Consider the following 15,589-nt stretch of genomic DNA (forward strand, 5'->3'; position numbering starts at 1 on the left):
CGGAGGAGGTTAATCAATGACTACACAAACAATTCTTCCGGTTGAATCTGAAGCGCTTCGCGCCTTGTCGGAAAGTAACAATGAACCCGGCTGGTTGACCGAACAGCGGCTTGAAGCTTTAAAGCTTGCAAGCGGGCTTGCGCTTCCTAAACTGGAAAAACAAAAAATCGAACGCTGGAATGTCAGCGAGTACGGCACATATAAAGCAAGCGAAGCCATTTCTTCTTTGGAAGAAGTACCTGCTTCGATTAAAGATCTGGTTCAGGATCAAGCTGAAGGCAGTCTGGTAATCCAGCGCAATTCCGGTACGGTGTACTCCAAGTTGTCTGCTGATTTGGCGGCCAAAGGAGTTATCTTTACGGATCTGGCTACAGCGGTTCGCGAACACAGCGATCTGGTGAAACCATACTTGAATACAGCTGTTAAAGCGGATGAACATTCTCTCGCTGCGTTACATGCAGCACTCTGGAATGGTGGAGTATTCCTGTATGTTCCGAAAAACGTGGAGATCGAGATTCCACTGCAAGCGGTAATGCTCACGGATGATGCATCTGCAACGTTTGCCCCTCACGTATTGGTTGTTGCGGAGTCTAACAGCTCTGTAACTTACGTGGATAACTACGTATCCGGAGAACTGTCCGCACCTGTTTTCCATAACGGTGTTGTGGAAGTATTCGTGAAGTCGGGTGCCAAAGTTCGCTTTGCATCGGTTCACCAGCTGAGCGTGAATGTTACGGACGTATCATTCCGCCGTGCAGTGGTGGAGAATGATGCTTCAATCGAGTGGATCGTTGGTGAGATGAACAACGGCGATACAGCGAGCAATACGATGACTGTGCTCAAGGGCAACGGATCAAGCTCTGACTCCAAAGTCATCGCTGTTGGTTCCGGTTCGCAGAAAATTAACTACACCACAGAAGCTCGTCACTTCGGCAAAAACACGCCAAGCCAGATGATCACACGTGCAGTTATGCGTGAAGAAGCTTCTGCGATCATTAACGGAATCACGAAGATTGAGAAAGGCGCTACCAAAGCCGATGGACAGCAAACAGAGAAAGTACTGATGCTGAGCCCGAAAGCTCGTGGAGATGCCAACCCAATTCTTCTTATTGACGAGGATGATGTAACAGCTGGTCACGCGGCTTCTGTAGGTCAAGTCAATGTGGAGCAAATTCATTACTTGATGTCTCGCGGGATTAACCGTGCGGATGCCGAGCGCCTGATCATTTACGGCTTCCTGGCTCCGGTGGTGGCGGATATTCCTCTGGAAGCACTGCGTACCCAATTGCAGTCTCTCATTGAACGGAAACTTGGACAATGAACCCGTCCATTCGTGAGCAGTTCCCGATCCTCCACCAGGAAATCAACGGACACCCGCTCGTATATTTAGATAGTGCTGCAACTTCACAGAAGCCTCACGCTGTGATTGAAGCAGTCAAACATTACTATGAATATGAGAACTCCAACGTACACCGCGGTGTTCATACGCTTGGAAGCCGTGCAACGGACGCCTACGAAGGTGCTCGTGAAAAGGTAGCCAAGTTTATCAATGCCCGCCGTACGCAGGAGATCATCTTCACTCGTGGGACAACAACAGCTCTGAATTTGGTGGCTTCATCCTACGGGCGCGCAAATTGCAAAGAAGGCGACGAAATTGTAATTACGCAAATGGAGCATCATAGTAACCTGATTCCATGGCAGCAGGTTGCCAAGGAGACAGGTGCCACATTGAAATACATTCCGCTTCAGCCGGACGGTCATATTGATCTTGCTGATGTAGAGAAGACGATTACGAGCCATACTAAAATTGTGGCAATCGCTTATGTATCCAATGTGATGGGCTTAGTTCATCCCGTAAAACAAATTGCTGAAATTGCACATCGCAATGGTGCAGTTATCGTTGTCGATGGCGCACAAAGCACACCTCACATGAAGGTGGACGTGCAGGATCTGGACTGTGATTTCTACACATTGTCTGGTCACAAAATGTGCGGACCAACCGGAATCGGTGCACTCTACGGCAAAAAGGCGCTGCTGGAGTCCATGGAGCCGATTGAGTTCGGCGGTGAAATGATTGATGATGTGGGTCTGTACGAATCCAACTGGAAAGAGCTCCCTTGGAAGTTCGAAGGCGGAACCCCGATTATCGCAGGTGCGGTAGGATTAGGGGCTGCCATTGATTTTCTGGAGCAGATAGGTATGGATGAGATCGCTCACCATGAAAGTGTGCTGGCAGCTTATGCAACCGAACGACTGTCGGAAATTGATGGGTTAACCATCTATGGACCAGCCAAGCGTCATGTCGGAGTCGTTACCTTTAACCTCGGTGATGTTCATCCTCATGATGTGGCAACAGTGCTGGATGCGAGTGGCGTAGCTATTCGTGCCGGACACCATTGCTGTCAACCATTAATGCGCTGGTTGGAAGTTAGCTCGACAGCTCGTGCGAGTTTCTATCTATACAATAACGAACAAGACGTGGACCGGCTTGTCAGCGCCTTAATCCAGACAAAGGAGTACTTTGGCGATGCAACTTGATGATCTGTACCGGCGTGTCATAATGGATCACTATAAAAACCCGCGTAACCGCGGAACGTTTGAGAATGATGCTGTCACGGTGAATTTGAACAATCCTACGTGCGGCGACCGGATTTCACTGCAGCTTTTGCTGAAAGACGGAATCGTTCAGGACGCCAAGTATACGGGCGAAGGCTGTTCCATCAGCATGTCTTCGGCATCGATGATGTCGGAGGCAGTCAAAGGCAGAACGATGGAACAGGCGCTCGATCTGGCAGACCGTTTTTCCTCACTCATGAAAGGTGAAGAAGTCGATTTCGACGATTATGAAGATCTCGAAGCCCTATCCGGTGTGAACAAGTTCCCTGCACGCATCAAATGTGCCACTCTGGCCTGGAATGCATTACGCAAAGGAATTGACGAAGAGGACAATGTACAAAAACGATAGGGAGGTAGAGCAAGATGGCTAAAAAAGCACCAGAAATGGAAGAGTATAAATATGGTTTTCGCGACGAACACAAATCCATCTTTCAAACCGGTAAAGGTCTGACTGCAGAAGTCGTTACCGAGATTTCCAAAATTAAGAACGAACCGGAGTGGATGTTGGAATTCCGTTTGAAATCCCTGAAACAATTCGAAAAGATGCCTATGCCGAATTGGGGCGGAGATCTTGATGGGTTGGATTTCAATGAAATTCAGTATTATGTTCGTGCTTCTGAAAAGCAAGGGAAAACATGGGAAGAAGTTCCTTCCGAAATCAAAGAAACCTTTGATAAATTGGGTATCCCTGAAGCAGAGCAAAAGTTCCTCGCGGGTGTATCGGCTCAGTATGAGTCCGAGGTTGTATACCACAACATGCAAAAGGAATTGGAAGACCAAGGTGTAATCTTCATGGATACCGATACAGCTCTCAGAGAGCACCCGGAAATCCTGCGTGAATATTTCGCTACCGTGATTCCACCAACGGATAACAAATTCGCAGCACTGAACAGTGCGGTATGGTCCGGAGGAAGCTTCATCTACGTACCTAAGGGCGTTAAATGTGAAGTGCCTCTGCAAGCTTATTTCCGGATCAACTCCGAGAATATGGGACAGTTCGAGCGTACACTCATCATTGCGGACGAAGACAGCTTCGTTCACTATGTAGAGGGCTGCACAGCTCCAATCTACAGTACGAATTCACTGCACAGTGCGGTTGTTGAGATCATTTGTAAGAAAAATGCCCGTGTTCGTTACACAACGATTCAAAACTGGGCACCAAACATCTACAACCTGGTTACCAAACGTGCGGTTGCGGAAGAAAATGCAACGATGGAATGGGTCGATGGTAACATCGGTTCCAAACTGACGATGAAATATCCAGCCGTTGTCCTGAAAGGCCGTGGAGCAAAAGGTTCGGTTCTGTCCATCGCTGTAGCTGGTAAAAACCAGCATCAGGATGCAGGTGCGAAAATGATTCACTTGGCTCCAGATACAACATCAACGATTGTATCCAAGTCGATCAGTAAACATGGTGGTAAAGTTACCTACCGTGGTCTGGCTTCCTTTGGTCGCCAAGCGGAAGGTGCAAAATCCAATATCAAATGTGATACGCTCATTCTGGATAATGAGTCCACATCCGATACGATTCCTTACAATGAAATCATGAATGATAACATCATGCTGGAGCATGAAGCTACGGTATCCAAAGTATCTGAGGATCAGCTCTTCTACCTGATGAGCCGCGGTCTGACTGATGCAGAAGCCACACAGATGATTATCATGGGCTTCATTGAACCGTTCACGAAGGAACTGCCGATGGAATACGCGGTAGAAATGAACAGATTGATCAAATTCGAAATGGAAGGCTCCATCGGTTAATCCGACTGCTATAGCCTTTTCGGAACCGTGAATCTGGATCGTGCAGATGTTGTGCCGACTCCTTTTCAGGTGATCACATATGAACTCAAGCAAGATCAAGGGAGATATTCCCTTGATCTTTTTTTATTGTCCAAAGAGGGCGAGAAGTGGAACGAAGGTTCAATCGATTCGTTTTAGTTATCAAGAAGACATAATTATACAAATGCATAGACTAGAGTTATTCTCCTGTTAATGAATGTTACATATATTTGAATGGATACAAATATGAGGAGGGATAGCTTAATGAAACAGCAATTAGCCAAGAGGGGAGCAGCCCTGTTATTATCTGCACTTGTCACTATGAGCAGTCTACCGCTATTTTCATCTCCTGCAAGTGCTGCAACTGGGGAAACGGTAACCGGTTCTTTCAACATCCTCAGTTATAATGTAGGTGGCCTTCCCGATCTTGTCTCCAGTTCAAACCCCAAGGAGTACACGGTTCAGATTTCCCCCAAATTAAATGACTATGACATCATTAATGTGCAAGAGGACTTTAATTATCATCATGAACTGATCTCCCAAGTCACGCTGCCGTATTTAACGAAAACAAGCGGAGTTGCAGGTTTTGGCAGTGGGCTAAACAGTTTATCCAAATTTCCATTCCGCGACTTGAAGCGGATTACCTGGAATAAGAGATCCGGTCTTTTTGACAATGGAAGTGATGAACTGACTCCGAAAGGATTTACAGCAGCTACTTATGAAGTTGCACCCCAGGTGAAGGTGGATGTGTACAATTTGCATGCGGACGCAGGGGGCGACGATAAGTCGCTTGAGGCAAGACGAGATAATATCAAACAGCTTTCCAATTACATAAAAGAACACTCGGACGGTAACGCGGTTATCGTATTTGGAGACACGAATACACGGTATACCCGTGCCTCTGACAATATAGAGCTACTCATGTCTGAGAATGGATTAAGAGATCCATGGATCGATTTGATTCGGGGTGGGGATATTCCCGCTGATGGTGACGCACTTATGGATGCATCAAATATAAATGGGCCGAACTATGAGATCGTGGATAAAATTTTGTATCGCGGAAGCAAGGCATTGTCCCTTAATGCAGCGAGCTACCGCTTGGAAGATCAAACGTTTGTTGACCCGAGTGGGAATCAACTCTCCGATCATTATCCGATTACAGCGGAATTGGTGTACAGTACTTCTCCTCAATACCAACTTAGTTCAACGATTGGAGGTTCCGGGGGAACCGGTTTTAATGATCTGAATCATGTACCTGATGCCAGACCTGGTTCCGTTACGCTCAACTCGGGTAACCGTGTAGACGGTATCTCAACCTTGTACAGGGATGGAACGAATCTGATACATGGCGGCAATTCGAACACAGCCACACTAAATCTGGCAGACGGAGAATACTTAACCCAGGCGACGATTGGTCAGGGGACACGAAATGGAGATAAACGAATCTTTTACGTGGAGTTGGCCACCAATCTTGGAAATAAAATCGAAGGCGGGCAAAAGACGTCGGATCAAATCCAACTTGAGGCACCAGCAGGTTGGTATATTGCCGGATTTTATGGAAGAGCAGCACAGGAGTTGGATCAGCTTGGTGTCATATACAGACCTCTGAATGAGGAGTGAGTATTCATCGGAATGAAATCATAATATGTACATCTCATAGAGCGTTCGTAACGGTATAGCTGCGCCGCTTGGAATATACGTTGGAGGACCGCATGGTTTTTCCAATGATATTCTGAGTGGTGTTTTTTTGTAATAAAATAAGACTAATAGCACAAGCCATTTACTAGATTTAAGCATCTAATGATAGAAAAGGATGTGAGTGTATGACCATGAATCCATTCGAAGGCTATCGAATTACAAGTTCATTTGGCTACCGTATTCATCCGATTTCTGGAGGGCAGACGTTTCATCGAGGCATTGATCTGGTCACAGAGCCGTGGAATGGGCCCATACATGCATTTATGGACGGGATAGTACGTTTTGCTGCAGAAGGCGCTACGGGGTCGGGATTCGGCGGTTATGGGCTTACCGTTGCTGTGCAGGATCACCGGGGCGCCCTGCATTGTTATGCGCATCTTTCTCGTGTGGTTGTGCAAGTCGGACAAAAGGTGAAGCGAGGTCAGCTTCTTGGCAATCAGGGGAGTACCGGAGAAAGCACAGGACCACATGTACATTATGAGATACGTAAAGCCAGTGCACCATCCTACGGATATACAGCTAACGAGAACGGAGTGGTTGATCCAGGAATGTACTTGAAATCAGAATATAGTTCATCCATCGGAGGAGAGGAGGACACGCCATTGACCACTGCTGAGAAGAAGACATTTGAAGCGATGCAAAAGACACTGGAAACTCAAGCAGCTTGGATTCAGCAACAGAAGAAACTGACCCAAATGGATTGTCCGGCTTGGGCGAGAGAAGCCTATACCTACTACCAACCGTTTATTATGAACGATACAGGCAGTTATGATTATTGGAGATTGCTTGTCATTATGTATCGCAAGGAAAAGGGAATTAGGGTTTCTCCCACTTCCTCAACTCCGCTCACGGATCAGGAGTGATCGTGAAGTTCGATTTATTCATGCAGTAGCAGGCAGACAACCATTTATCGAATGTTGCCAGTTTGCCCGGTTCATCCCACTGGAAAAGTCATATGTTAGGGTATACCTGATGAAGAGGAGGCAATCACATGAGCGAAGTAGGATATGGCTGTGGGGGCAACGTAGGTGGCGTAGGTGGATACAATATGTTCACAAACACTGGTGCGATCCTGGTATTGTTCATTCTGTTGGTTATCATCACGAAAGCATTCTGCGTTTAATCCAGCATGAACGATCAGAATACTCAAAAAGGGAAGCCACTGTGGCTTCCCTTTTTCTCACGTATAGCAAACGCAGTTCAATCCTCTTAATGTTGAGTTGGTGTGACTATTACTTCGCATAACTAACTGTGCAGCTTATGCTACTGTACATAAATCTCAACGATGGCTACATCTCTTTCTTTCGCTAAATCAATGAAGGCAGTAGAGGTCTGAACGAGTGGGCGGAAGTAATCCGCTGGATTGTTCATGACAATCAGACCCGTTTCGCCTGTTGTAAGCAGAACCCTTTTTCCAATAAAATTGGGCAGCATATGCTTGATGAGCTCCTGAGTGGCTTCTGCGTTTAACTGACCGAAGCTAAGGCTGTACAGTTCGCATAGAACAGAGATAAGTTCCTGTTTGGTCTGATATACCCGATTGGTTGTCATGGCACTGTAAACGTCTGCTACAGCTGTTATACGGGAATATGGATGGATCTCATCGCCTTTTAGTCCATGAGGATAGCCACTACCATCCTCACGCTCATGATGCTGAAGTGCCACGGTTGCAAGGATTTCGCTCTGGGTCGATTCTTTAATGATATCGTAGCCATAGAACGTATGCTTCTTCATCTCTTGGAATTCCTCCGGAGTCAGTTTACCCGGTTTATGTAAAATTTCAGAAGGAATCTTGGACTTGCCGATATCATGAAGATACCCTGCTTTGGCAACAGTCAGACATTCCTCAGGATCGTAACCCATCCAGCCAGCGATATAAAAAGCGAGCATTCCGACTTGTAATGAATGGTTGTAAGTATATTCGTTATCCCCGTCGAGCATAAGCAGCAAGGAGACAACATCCTTTTGTTTTTCAAGCTGTCCCGTTAGGGTTATCAAAATCTCATCGACCTGGGTCTCATCAATAAAACCTTTCTCCATCGCTTGTTGGAACAGAGATTCAGTACCTTTGATCGTATCGTTAAACAGGGTAGTTAACAGAACGGTTTGATCGGAAGGTAAGGTTTGTGCATCAGAGTGTAGGTTGGATGTTGTATGCTCTACATCTGCGTAATCGATCCCGTGCTGCAGCAGCTTGGAAATATCATCTTCGCTGAGTGTGGCACCTTTCATCAGCATGTGGAGACCCGAATTATTGTACACATCATTTTTTAACAGGTCTCCAGGTTTAAGATCAGTAACATGCACTCTCACGTATAAATCACCTTTTCCTCGACTAATATCGACACATATAATTATAATAACAAGAAAAAAATGGGTTGACAACGACTTATTTACTAATTTCGTCACCCCATCAAGAGGTGGAATGACTAATTTTTAATTGTCGATGGGGTTCCAGGGTCCTAGTTGATGACCTTTCCATTCGGAACCATCTTCCCATATTTCTTTTTTCCAGATCGGGACAGTCTGTTTCAGCCTTTCTATCGCATAGCGGCTTGCATCATAACAGTCATTGCGATGAGGGGAAGAAACAGCAATAACAACGCTGATTTCTGCGACGTCCACTTGTCCAATCCGGTGGCTGATGGCACATCGAACACCTGGCCAGCGTTCAGAGATTTCGTTACCGATCGCGGACATTTGAGAAAGCGCCATCGGGATATAGGCCTCGTATTCCAAGTGAACGGTACGTTGTTGTCCAGTCATTTCACGAGTAGTGCCTACAAATGTAAGGGCCGCTCCATGATTCGCTGTAATGACTAACGCTGTTGTCGCTTCCACAGATAAAGGGGACCCGGTTATGAGGAACAATCCGTCATCCGTGCGATGCTCTGGATGGGAAGACGGATATTCGGTATCCGCCATATTCGTACCGTCTCCTCCCGATACAGGTGGAATCAATGCAAGTTCATCCTGAGCCTTGATTGTAGAATCAGCAGGAGCATATTGCTGATTGACTGCCAGAAAGGAAGTGCGTATCTGAGAAGCCGCCTCAGGATAGGCAAGGCTCAAGCTTTCTTTTAACTGGGCAGCCGTTGGATTGGTTCCAGGGTACTCATATTCAAGCAGAGAGGTGCCCAGACGTTCAGCGATTCCCGCAAATAGTTGAATGGTCAATTTCATACGAATTACTCACCTCTTTTTAATCTCTAAACCCTTTAAATATATCATAACGACGCGGAAAATGTTATGCTTATCCATTAGAGGAATGTACGTTAGTAGAGGATAAGGGGGAGGCGGTGTGATGAGCACCAGAAAGACGCAAACTTTAACGATTCTACACAGCAATGACATTCATAGTCATTTTGGATCTATGAGTTCGATCGCCGCCATGATCGCTTGGGAGAGGGCACAGGCTGGAGAGGTTCTCGTACTGGACATCGGGGACCATATGGACCGGATGGCGGTTGAGACGGAAGGGACCTTGGGAGCCGCGAACGTGGATGTGATCAACCTGACCGGTTATGATGCCATAACGATCGGGAACAACGAAGGACTGACATTCACACCGGAACAGCTGGCGCATTCTTACTCGGGGCTTCTGTCTCCTGTGGTGTGCGGCAATGTTATAGAGCAGGCAACGGGCCTGCCACCAGCCTGGATGAAATCCTCTCTTATTCTGGAGAAGGGGCCATTCTGCGTTGGTCTGCTAGGCGCTACAGCCCCCTTCACAGCATTTTACGAACTTCTGGGATGGGATGTGCTGGACCCAGTGGAAACGCTGCGTGAGCAAGTTGAGGCTATGCGTTCTCAAGTGGATGTCGTGGTTATTTTATCACATCTGGGGCTTTCCACAGACCGCAGATTGGCCGAGCAGATCGCAGGCATTGATGTCATTCTGGGCGGACATACACATCATGTTCTGGAAGAACCATTGGTCATTGGGCAGACTGTGCTCGGAGCAGCGGGGAAGTTTGGTCAGTGGCTCGGTAAAGTGGTACTGGAGCGGGAAAGCGGGCAGAATGAACCTACACTTGTGAGCAGTGGCTGCGTGCCGGTACAGAGCATGATGCTGGAAGAAAAGGTCTCACTGGCTATAGCCACTCATCGTACAGAGGCCGAGCGTGTGCTTGATCAGACGGCCGTTATTACAGACAGGATGCTACCTATAGATTACGAACATGAATCTCCATTTGGGTCTTTGCTGGCGCAGGCAGTTCGTCAGTTTACTGGAGCGCAGTTGTCTCTTGTCAATGCCGGTCAGCTTCTTGGGGATCTTCCACAGGGGAATGTCACCAAGGGAATGTTACATTCCCTATGTCCATCTCCCATCAATGCCTGTACAATATATTTGAATGGAAATCAGATTCGTGAGGCACTGGAGCAGTCACTGTTGCCAGAGTTCTCAGCTAAGCCGATCATCGGGTTTGGATTTCGCGGGGACATTCTTGGGACATTGTGCATGGATGGCATGGAAGTGGAGTATGATCCACATGCACTGCCTTATGAGAAGATTCGTGCTATATATATTGATGGTGAGCCCATCCGGGATGAAGATGAGTATGTGGTGGGAACACTCGACATGTTTACGTTTAATGTGGGTTATCCTTCCCTTGCGCTTGGGAGCGATACGTTGTATCGACTTCCGGAATTCATACGAGATCTACTTGAAATGGAACTGAAAAGACCAGGGGCGCTGGAAGACAGTTTGCGATCCCGCTGGCATGAAAACGGATAAGTACTTGCCTTCTGCTGAAGCGGCGGCTAGTGGAAATTACATCTACGGAGCGGGAGAGGATAGGCTGTGCGTTTAGTACAAATAAACCTATTGCAGCCTGGCATGAAGCTGGGGAAACGAATTTATAGTGAAGAGGGGCTGGTTCTGCTCAGTGAGGGAGTAGAGCTCACCAGCCGGTTAATTGGCCGTCTGAAGGATCTGGGGATCGGATATGTGTATATTAATGATGCGGCAACAGAAGATATCATCATTCCGGATATGCTTCAGGAAGAAACCAGGCGTAAAGCGCTCGTTGAAATCAAGCAGCAGTTTCAGGGCATGTCGGGTCTGAAAACCAAAGGTCGGATTCCACACTTTGGCAAAGCACTCAGCGGGTTGATGAATACGATTTTGGATGACATTGGTAGCCAGAAGGAAGCAATGATCATGTTAATGGACATGAACTCCAGTGATTTTGACCTGTATAAACATTCACTGAATGTATGTGTGTATACGCTGGTTCTCGGAGTCGCAGCGGGGTATACGCGTCAGCAATTAATGGAGATTGGTCTGGGAGCCCTGTTGCATGATATTGGAAAAACACAGATAGCTCCAGAAGTTCTGCACAAGCCTTCCAGGTTGAGTGATGAAGAATTTAAAGTTATACAGCAGCATACTACATATGGACATCGTATTCTCAAAGATGAACCGGGTATCCCGCTCCTGGCTGCGCATTGTGCGTTGCAGCACCATGAGCGGATTGATGGCAGTGGTTATCCGTTTGGTTTGAAAGACAATGAAATCCATGAATATGCCAAGTGGATTGCGCTTGCTGATTCGTATGATGCCATGACAACGAACCGGGTATATCAGCAAGCCTTGTTGCCGCATCAGGCAGTGGAGGTGCTATATACCGGTTCAGGAACTCTCTATGAGCAACGGATGCTTGAGAAGTTCAGGGATTGTGTAGCGATCTACCCTATGGGTCTTACTGTCACACTTAGTACAGGAGAGGTGGGAGTCGTTGCCGCCATTCATCCGCGTGTTCCACAACGTCCGCGCATTCGTGTTCTCAAGAATGCGGATGGACAGACGTTGAGCGCTCCCTATGAAATAGATCTGTCTACAGCTTTGTCTGTTATGATTATAGGTGTCGAAGGTGTGGAAGACTCACCGCCAGCTTCAGCCCACGGAAAATTCTTTGATAGCTGATGTCTATCGGAGCACGGGTCAGCGCTCATATCGTAATATCCTGGCTGATCCCGTCCAGGAATTGCGGGGGCGTTTTTTTGTCATGTAATGGACAGAGCATGCTCATGCCGAAGCATTGAAAATTGTGCTATGATTAAAGATAACTCCAAAAAAAGAATACGGAGTATGTTGTAAAGAAAATTTTTTAGGTTAATAAAAGGAATAAGGTGAAGAACAATGACCATGCTAAACTCAGGATCGGTACAACCGATGCCTTTATCGCCGACCAATGATCCATGGGATCCGATTGGCTCTCTGCGTACATATGGACGCCATGTGCTGACCAGTGTAGAAATGACGGTGACACATCTGTGCAACATGAGATGTGAGCACTGTGCCGTGGGAGATATGCTTACGATGCGTGAAGCGCCGGCGCTTCCGCTACCCTTGATGTTGAAACGATTGGATGAAGTGGAGCATCTGCAGACGATCAGTCTGACGGGCGGCGAGCCAAGCTTTAGCCAGAAAACAGTGGATGAGATGATCATCCCATTGCTCAAATATGCCAAGGAACGTGGAATCCGTTCCCAGATCAATTCGAATCTAACGCTAGATATTAGTCGGTACGAGCAACTATTACCTTATCTGGACGTTATGCACATCTCATTCAACTATCTGAATGCTGACGATTTCCATCAAGTTGGATTTGCGAATAGTGGCAGACCTGTGAAACGAGAAGTAGCGGTGAAGATGTATGAGAAAATGATTGAAAATTCCCGCAAATTGAGTGAAGCAGGCATGTTTATCTCTGCTGAGTCTATGATTAACTTCCGTACACACGACAAGCTGGATGGTATTCATCAATTGATTCGTGAAATGGGCTGTGTCCGTCATGAAGTGCATCCGATGTATAATTCAAACTTTGCTTCTTCACTGCCAGTGTTATCACTGGACCATATGAGGGCAGCGATCCATCGTTTGCTCGATGCACGTGACAAGGATATGTGGATGCTGTTTGGTACACTCCCGTTCTTTGCATGCAGTGCAGCAGAGCAGGATCGTGAACTAATCAATCGCCTGTACAACGAGCCAAATGTGACGGTACGTAATGATCCGGATGGACGCAACCGCGTTAACGTCAACATGTTTACCGGCAATGTGTATGTGACGGATTTTGCGGATATCCCGGCATTTGGCAACATTCGTGACCGGAAACTGGATGATGTATTCCATGAATGGTCAGCTGAGCATCCGTTGAATCAGACGGTCAACTGCCATTGTGATATGGCATCCTGTTGCGGACCAAATCTGCTGGTGGCAGATATGTATTACAAAGGTGTGGATTTCAAGTCGAGAAAGGCAATCACACGTTGATGTTCCAGGTGTATTCCTGAAATAGGTCAAAAAGGGGAGTTTCAACTTGGATATTCATACCGAATTTCATTTTGGACAGCTGGTGTTTAATCTGGTCTGTGTTTTTTTGCTCGTATTTTTGAATGGCGTATTTGTTGCAGCGGAGTTTTCCCTGGTGAAAGTAAGACAGACACGTTTAACTCAGTTGCAGAGTGAAGGAAACCGTATGGCCAGTTATGCATTGAAGGTGAATGGTAAACTGGATTCCTATCTATCGGCAACGCAGTTCGGGATTACACTGACATCGCTTGGACTCGGGTGGCTGGGAGAACCGGCCATCTCCGAATTGCTCGTCGAGCCGCTCATGTTTAAGCTCGGTGTAGGAGATACAGGGCTTATATCGACCGTGTCCGTCATTATCGGTTTTTGTATCATTACGTTTCTGCATATTGTGCTGGGTGAGCTCGCGCCTAAATCCTTAGCCATTCAAAAAACAGACGGAGTGGCTTTATTCTTGTCTGCACCCTTGCTGTTGTTTTATAAAATCTTCTTCCCGTTCATCTGGGTACTTAATGCATCGGCTAATGCATTGCTGCGTCTGGCGGGTATTGAACCTGCGGGCGAAGGCGAAGCTCACTCGGAAGATGAGCTTCGCATCTTGATGAAGCAGAGTGCCAAAAGTGGCGTTATCGATAAAGATGAGATTAAGCTGATGGATAACATCTTTGATTTCTCCGATATGCTGGCACGTGAAGTCATGCTGCCGCGTACAGACATGGACTGTCTATATACTCATATGTCGTTGGAAGAAAATCTGAAGATTATTAATGCAACGAAACATTCTCGGTATCCTGTCGCGGTAGAAGACAAGGATGAGATCATTGGGTTTATCCATATTACCGATCTGCTGCTGGCTGAACCGGAGCAACAACATGATCTGGCTTCACTTGTCCGTCCGATATTGAACGTTCCTGAATCGATGGAAATCAGCCATGTGCTGCGGCTGATGCAGAAAAAGCATTCCCAGATGACACTGGTTGTTGATGAATACGGAGGTACAGCTGGACTGCTGACTGCTGAAGAGATTCTGGAAGAGATTGTTGGGGACTTGCATGACGAGTTTGAGGATGAGCGTCCCCATATGGAGCGCAGCGGGGATTCATTTTCCATCGATGGTCGTTCTCTCATTGAAGAGGTTCATGAGTGGACCGGAGCCATCATTGAGGATGAAGAAGTGGACACCATTGGTGGATGGCTGTTCAAGGAACTTGAAGGTAGTCCAATCAAAGGCAAGACGCGTGAACGGAATGGATACGTTTTTGAAGTGGAGGAGTCCACTCGGCTGCGAATTACCCGGGTCCGGGTATACAAGCAATCTGTCCCACAAGATATGAATTCGGATGATGAACCAGCCGAATAGTTCTCGTTGCAGAACGAGGATGAGTCAAACAGGAAGTGTGAACATAATGAATTTGCGATTATACGGACCCTTGGAAGTGCCTGGTGAGGTGCTTTCAAGGGTCTTTTTGTATGGAAGTGAAAAAGCCTTGAGAAATTCCTTTGCGCAGTTTTGACTGAAAGGGGATTAATTTACCGAGTTGAAACATATGGATAGAGAGACGGGAAGCAATGGTTTGAAATGTGATGTGGGATGCACGTTAAACATCGTTGAAGGAGGCGTTTCGAATGAAAGATCCGCAGCTTCGAGCCTACGCCCCTTTTGTGGGGCCGTTTGATCCTTGTAAACCGATGGAAATCCGCACGTATCTTGTTCCACCGCAGTTGTTTATACCTTTTCAGCCCATGGGTTGGCCACAGTATAGTCCGACAGAAGCGCTGAGACTGGGAACGTTATGGCCTGCATTATACAGCCCTTATACATCCAAGAAATCAAAGGGCAGGAAGGTGGAAGCAGATGGAGCCTGAAACATCGAAAGCCTGTGACGCTAAATATTACGAGTTGCTGGAGGAACTTCAGGCTCTGGATTTTGTGTTGGTGGAGCTGAACCTGTATCTGGACACCCACCCGGGTGACTATCAGAGTATTGAGCAGTACAACAAATTCAGCCAGGAACGCATGAAGGTGGCGCATGAGTTTCAACAATTGTACGGACCGCTGATGAACTTTGGTCATGCATTCTCCAAGTATCCGTGGGAATGGTCTCAGACGCCTTGGCCTTGGCAGGTTTGATGCAGCGATTCAGTAGCCTCGGGTTTCCTAGTAAGATTACAGGC

15 protein-coding genes are annotated in these 15,589 nt (G+C 46.9%); 13 read left to right on the forward strand and 2 right to left on the reverse strand.

Annotation, left to right across the window (positions count from 1 at the left end):
• Window positions 1–16: 16 nt before the first annotated feature.
• The 7 genes from sufD to ACR32F_RS09340 all read left to right on the forward strand — a co-directional run bounded on the left by sufD (window position 17) and on the right by ACR32F_RS09340 (window position 7,216).
• On the forward strand, window positions 17–1,321 hold the full coding sequence (gene sufD / locus ACR32F_RS09310; protein ID WP_440118242.1) for a Fe-S cluster assembly protein SufD: 1,305 nt from the start codon (window positions 17–19) through the stop codon (window positions 1,319–1,321).
• On the forward strand, window positions 1,318–2,538 hold the full coding sequence (locus ACR32F_RS09315) for a cysteine desulfurase (protein ID WP_440118244.1): 1,221 nt from the start codon (window positions 1,318–1,320) through the stop codon (window positions 2,536–2,538). The genes sufD and ACR32F_RS09315 overlap by 4 nt, the downstream gene beginning before the upstream one ends.
• Window positions 2,528–2,965 (forward strand): Fe-S cluster assembly sulfur transfer protein SufU, encoded by a 438-nt coding sequence (sufU, locus tag ACR32F_RS09320; RefSeq protein WP_440118246.1) that lies wholly within the window; start codon window positions 2,528–2,530, stop codon window positions 2,963–2,965. The genes ACR32F_RS09315 and sufU overlap by 11 nt, the downstream gene beginning before the upstream one ends.
• A 14-nt stretch (window positions 2,966–2,979) precedes the next feature.
• Window positions 2,980–4,377, forward strand: a complete 1,398-nt coding sequence (gene sufB, locus ACR32F_RS09325; RefSeq protein WP_440118248.1) for a Fe-S cluster assembly protein SufB — start codon at window positions 2,980–2,982, stop codon at window positions 4,375–4,377.
• A gap of 282 nt (window positions 4,378–4,659) precedes the next feature.
• Window positions 4,660–6,015 (forward strand): jacalin-like lectin, encoded by a 1,356-nt coding sequence (locus ACR32F_RS09330; protein ID WP_440118250.1) that lies wholly within the window; start codon window positions 4,660–4,662, stop codon window positions 6,013–6,015.
• A 203-nt stretch (window positions 6,016–6,218) separates the two neighbouring features.
• The gene (locus ACR32F_RS09335) at window positions 6,219–6,956 is read left to right on the forward strand and encodes a M23 family metallopeptidase (RefSeq protein ID WP_440118252.1); all 738 of its coding nucleotides are present in this window, start codon (window positions 6,219–6,221) and stop codon (window positions 6,954–6,956) included.
• 128 nt (window positions 6,957–7,084) lie between these two features.
• Window positions 7,085–7,216 (forward strand): YjcZ family sporulation protein, encoded by a 132-nt coding sequence (locus ACR32F_RS09340; protein WP_208642727.1) that lies wholly within the window; start codon window positions 7,085–7,087, stop codon window positions 7,214–7,216.
• Between the two features lie 140 nt (window positions 7,217–7,356).
• On the opposite strand, the gene ACR32F_RS09345 is transcribed toward ACR32F_RS09340, so the two are convergent.
• Together ACR32F_RS09345 and ACR32F_RS09350 are read right to left on the reverse strand one after the other, a co-directional pair.
• Window positions 7,357–8,406 carry an HD-GYP domain-containing protein gene (locus tag ACR32F_RS09345; RefSeq protein ID WP_440118254.1) on the reverse strand — a complete coding sequence of 350 codons (1,050 nt, stop codon included), beginning with the start codon at window positions 8,404–8,406 and terminating at the stop codon, window positions 7,357–7,359.
• A 123-nt stretch (window positions 8,407–8,529) separates the two neighbouring features.
• Window positions 8,530–9,276: a molybdenum cofactor biosynthesis protein gene (locus ACR32F_RS09350; RefSeq protein ID WP_440118256.1), complete on the reverse strand. Its 747-nt coding sequence runs from the start codon at window positions 9,274–9,276 to the stop codon at window positions 8,530–8,532.
• Between the two features lie 121 nt (window positions 9,277–9,397).
• On the opposite strand from ACR32F_RS09350, the gene ACR32F_RS09355 reads away from it, so the two are divergent.
• The 6 genes from ACR32F_RS09355 (at window position 9,398) to ACR32F_RS09380 (ending at window position 15,545) form a co-directional block, all read left to right on the forward strand.
• The gene (locus ACR32F_RS09355; RefSeq protein ID WP_440118258.1) at window positions 9,398–10,831 is read left to right on the forward strand and encodes a bifunctional metallophosphatase/5'-nucleotidase; all 1,434 of its coding nucleotides are present in this window, start codon (window positions 9,398–9,400) and stop codon (window positions 10,829–10,831) included.
• A 66-nt stretch (window positions 10,832–10,897) separates the two neighbouring features.
• Window positions 10,898–12,022: an HD-GYP domain-containing protein gene (locus tag ACR32F_RS09360; RefSeq protein ID WP_440118260.1), complete on the forward strand. Its 1,125-nt coding sequence runs from the start codon at window positions 10,898–10,900 to the stop codon at window positions 12,020–12,022.
• A gap of 216 nt (window positions 12,023–12,238) precedes the next feature.
• Window positions 12,239–13,375 carry a radical SAM/CxCxxxxC motif protein YfkAB gene (yfkAB, locus tag ACR32F_RS09365; RefSeq protein ID WP_440118262.1) on the forward strand — a complete coding sequence of 379 codons (1,137 nt, stop codon included), beginning with the start codon at window positions 12,239–12,241 and terminating at the stop codon, window positions 13,373–13,375.
• Window positions 13,376–13,421: 46 nt separating this feature from the next.
• The gene (locus ACR32F_RS09370) at window positions 13,422–14,774 is read left to right on the forward strand and encodes a hemolysin family protein (RefSeq protein WP_440118264.1); all 1,353 of its coding nucleotides are present in this window, start codon (window positions 13,422–13,424) and stop codon (window positions 14,772–14,774) included.
• Window positions 14,775–15,040: 266 nt separating this feature from the next.
• A complete protein-coding gene (locus tag ACR32F_RS09375; protein ID WP_440118266.1) occupies window positions 15,041–15,280 on the forward strand; it encodes a spore coat associated protein CotJA in 240 nt (79 codons plus the stop codon).
• The gene (locus ACR32F_RS09380; RefSeq protein WP_440118268.1) at window positions 15,270–15,545 is read left to right on the forward strand and encodes a spore coat protein CotJB; all 276 of its coding nucleotides are present in this window, start codon (window positions 15,270–15,272) and stop codon (window positions 15,543–15,545) included. The genes ACR32F_RS09375 and ACR32F_RS09380 overlap by 11 nt, the downstream gene beginning before the upstream one ends.
• The last annotated feature ends 44 nt before the right edge of the window (window positions 15,546–15,589 follow it).

Source organism: Paenibacillus hebaui (genome assembly GCF_051934385.1).
In the GTDB taxonomy this organism is placed as follows: Bacteria; Bacillota; Bacilli; order Paenibacillales; family Paenibacillaceae; genus Paenibacillus.

What these genes read in the sequence shown, in the direction of transcription:
- ACR32F_RS09355 (WP_440118258.1), top strand. Translation starts at nt 9,398, where the DNA reads ATGAGCACCAGAAAGACGCAAACTTTAACGATTCTACACAGCAATGAC.
- sufB (WP_440118248.1), top strand. Translation starts at nt 2,980, where the DNA reads ATGGCTAAAAAAGCACCAGAAATGGAAGAGTATAAATATGGTTTTCGC.
- yfkAB (WP_440118262.1), top strand. Translation starts at nt 12,239, where the DNA reads ATGACCATGCTAAACTCAGGATCGGTACAACCGATGCCTTTATCGCCG.
- sufU (WP_440118246.1), top strand. Translation starts at nt 2,528, where the DNA reads ATGCAACTTGATGATCTGTACCGGCGTGTCATAATGGATCACTATAAA.
- ACR32F_RS09380 (WP_440118268.1), top strand. Translation starts at nt 15,270, where the DNA reads ATGGAGCCTGAAACATCGAAAGCCTGTGACGCTAAATATTACGAGTTG.
- ACR32F_RS09340 (WP_208642727.1), top strand. Translation starts at nt 7,085, where the DNA reads ATGAGCGAAGTAGGATATGGCTGTGGGGGCAACGTAGGTGGCGTAGGT.
- ACR32F_RS09335 (WP_440118252.1), top strand. Translation starts at nt 6,219, where the DNA reads ATGACCATGAATCCATTCGAAGGCTATCGAATTACAAGTTCATTTGGC.
- ACR32F_RS09315 (WP_440118244.1), top strand. Translation starts at nt 1,318, where the DNA reads ATGAACCCGTCCATTCGTGAGCAGTTCCCGATCCTCCACCAGGAAATC.
- ACR32F_RS09350 (WP_440118256.1), bottom strand. Translation starts at nt 9,276, where the DNA reads ATGAAATTGACCATTCAACTATTTGCGGGAATCGCTGAACGTCTGGGC.
- sufD (WP_440118242.1), top strand. Translation starts at nt 17, where the DNA reads ATGACTACACAAACAATTCTTCCGGTTGAATCTGAAGCGCTTCGCGCC.
- ACR32F_RS09375 (WP_440118266.1), top strand. Translation starts at nt 15,041, where the DNA reads ATGAAAGATCCGCAGCTTCGAGCCTACGCCCCTTTTGTGGGGCCGTTT.
- ACR32F_RS09330 (WP_440118250.1), top strand. Translation starts at nt 4,660, where the DNA reads ATGAAACAGCAATTAGCCAAGAGGGGAGCAGCCCTGTTATTATCTGCA.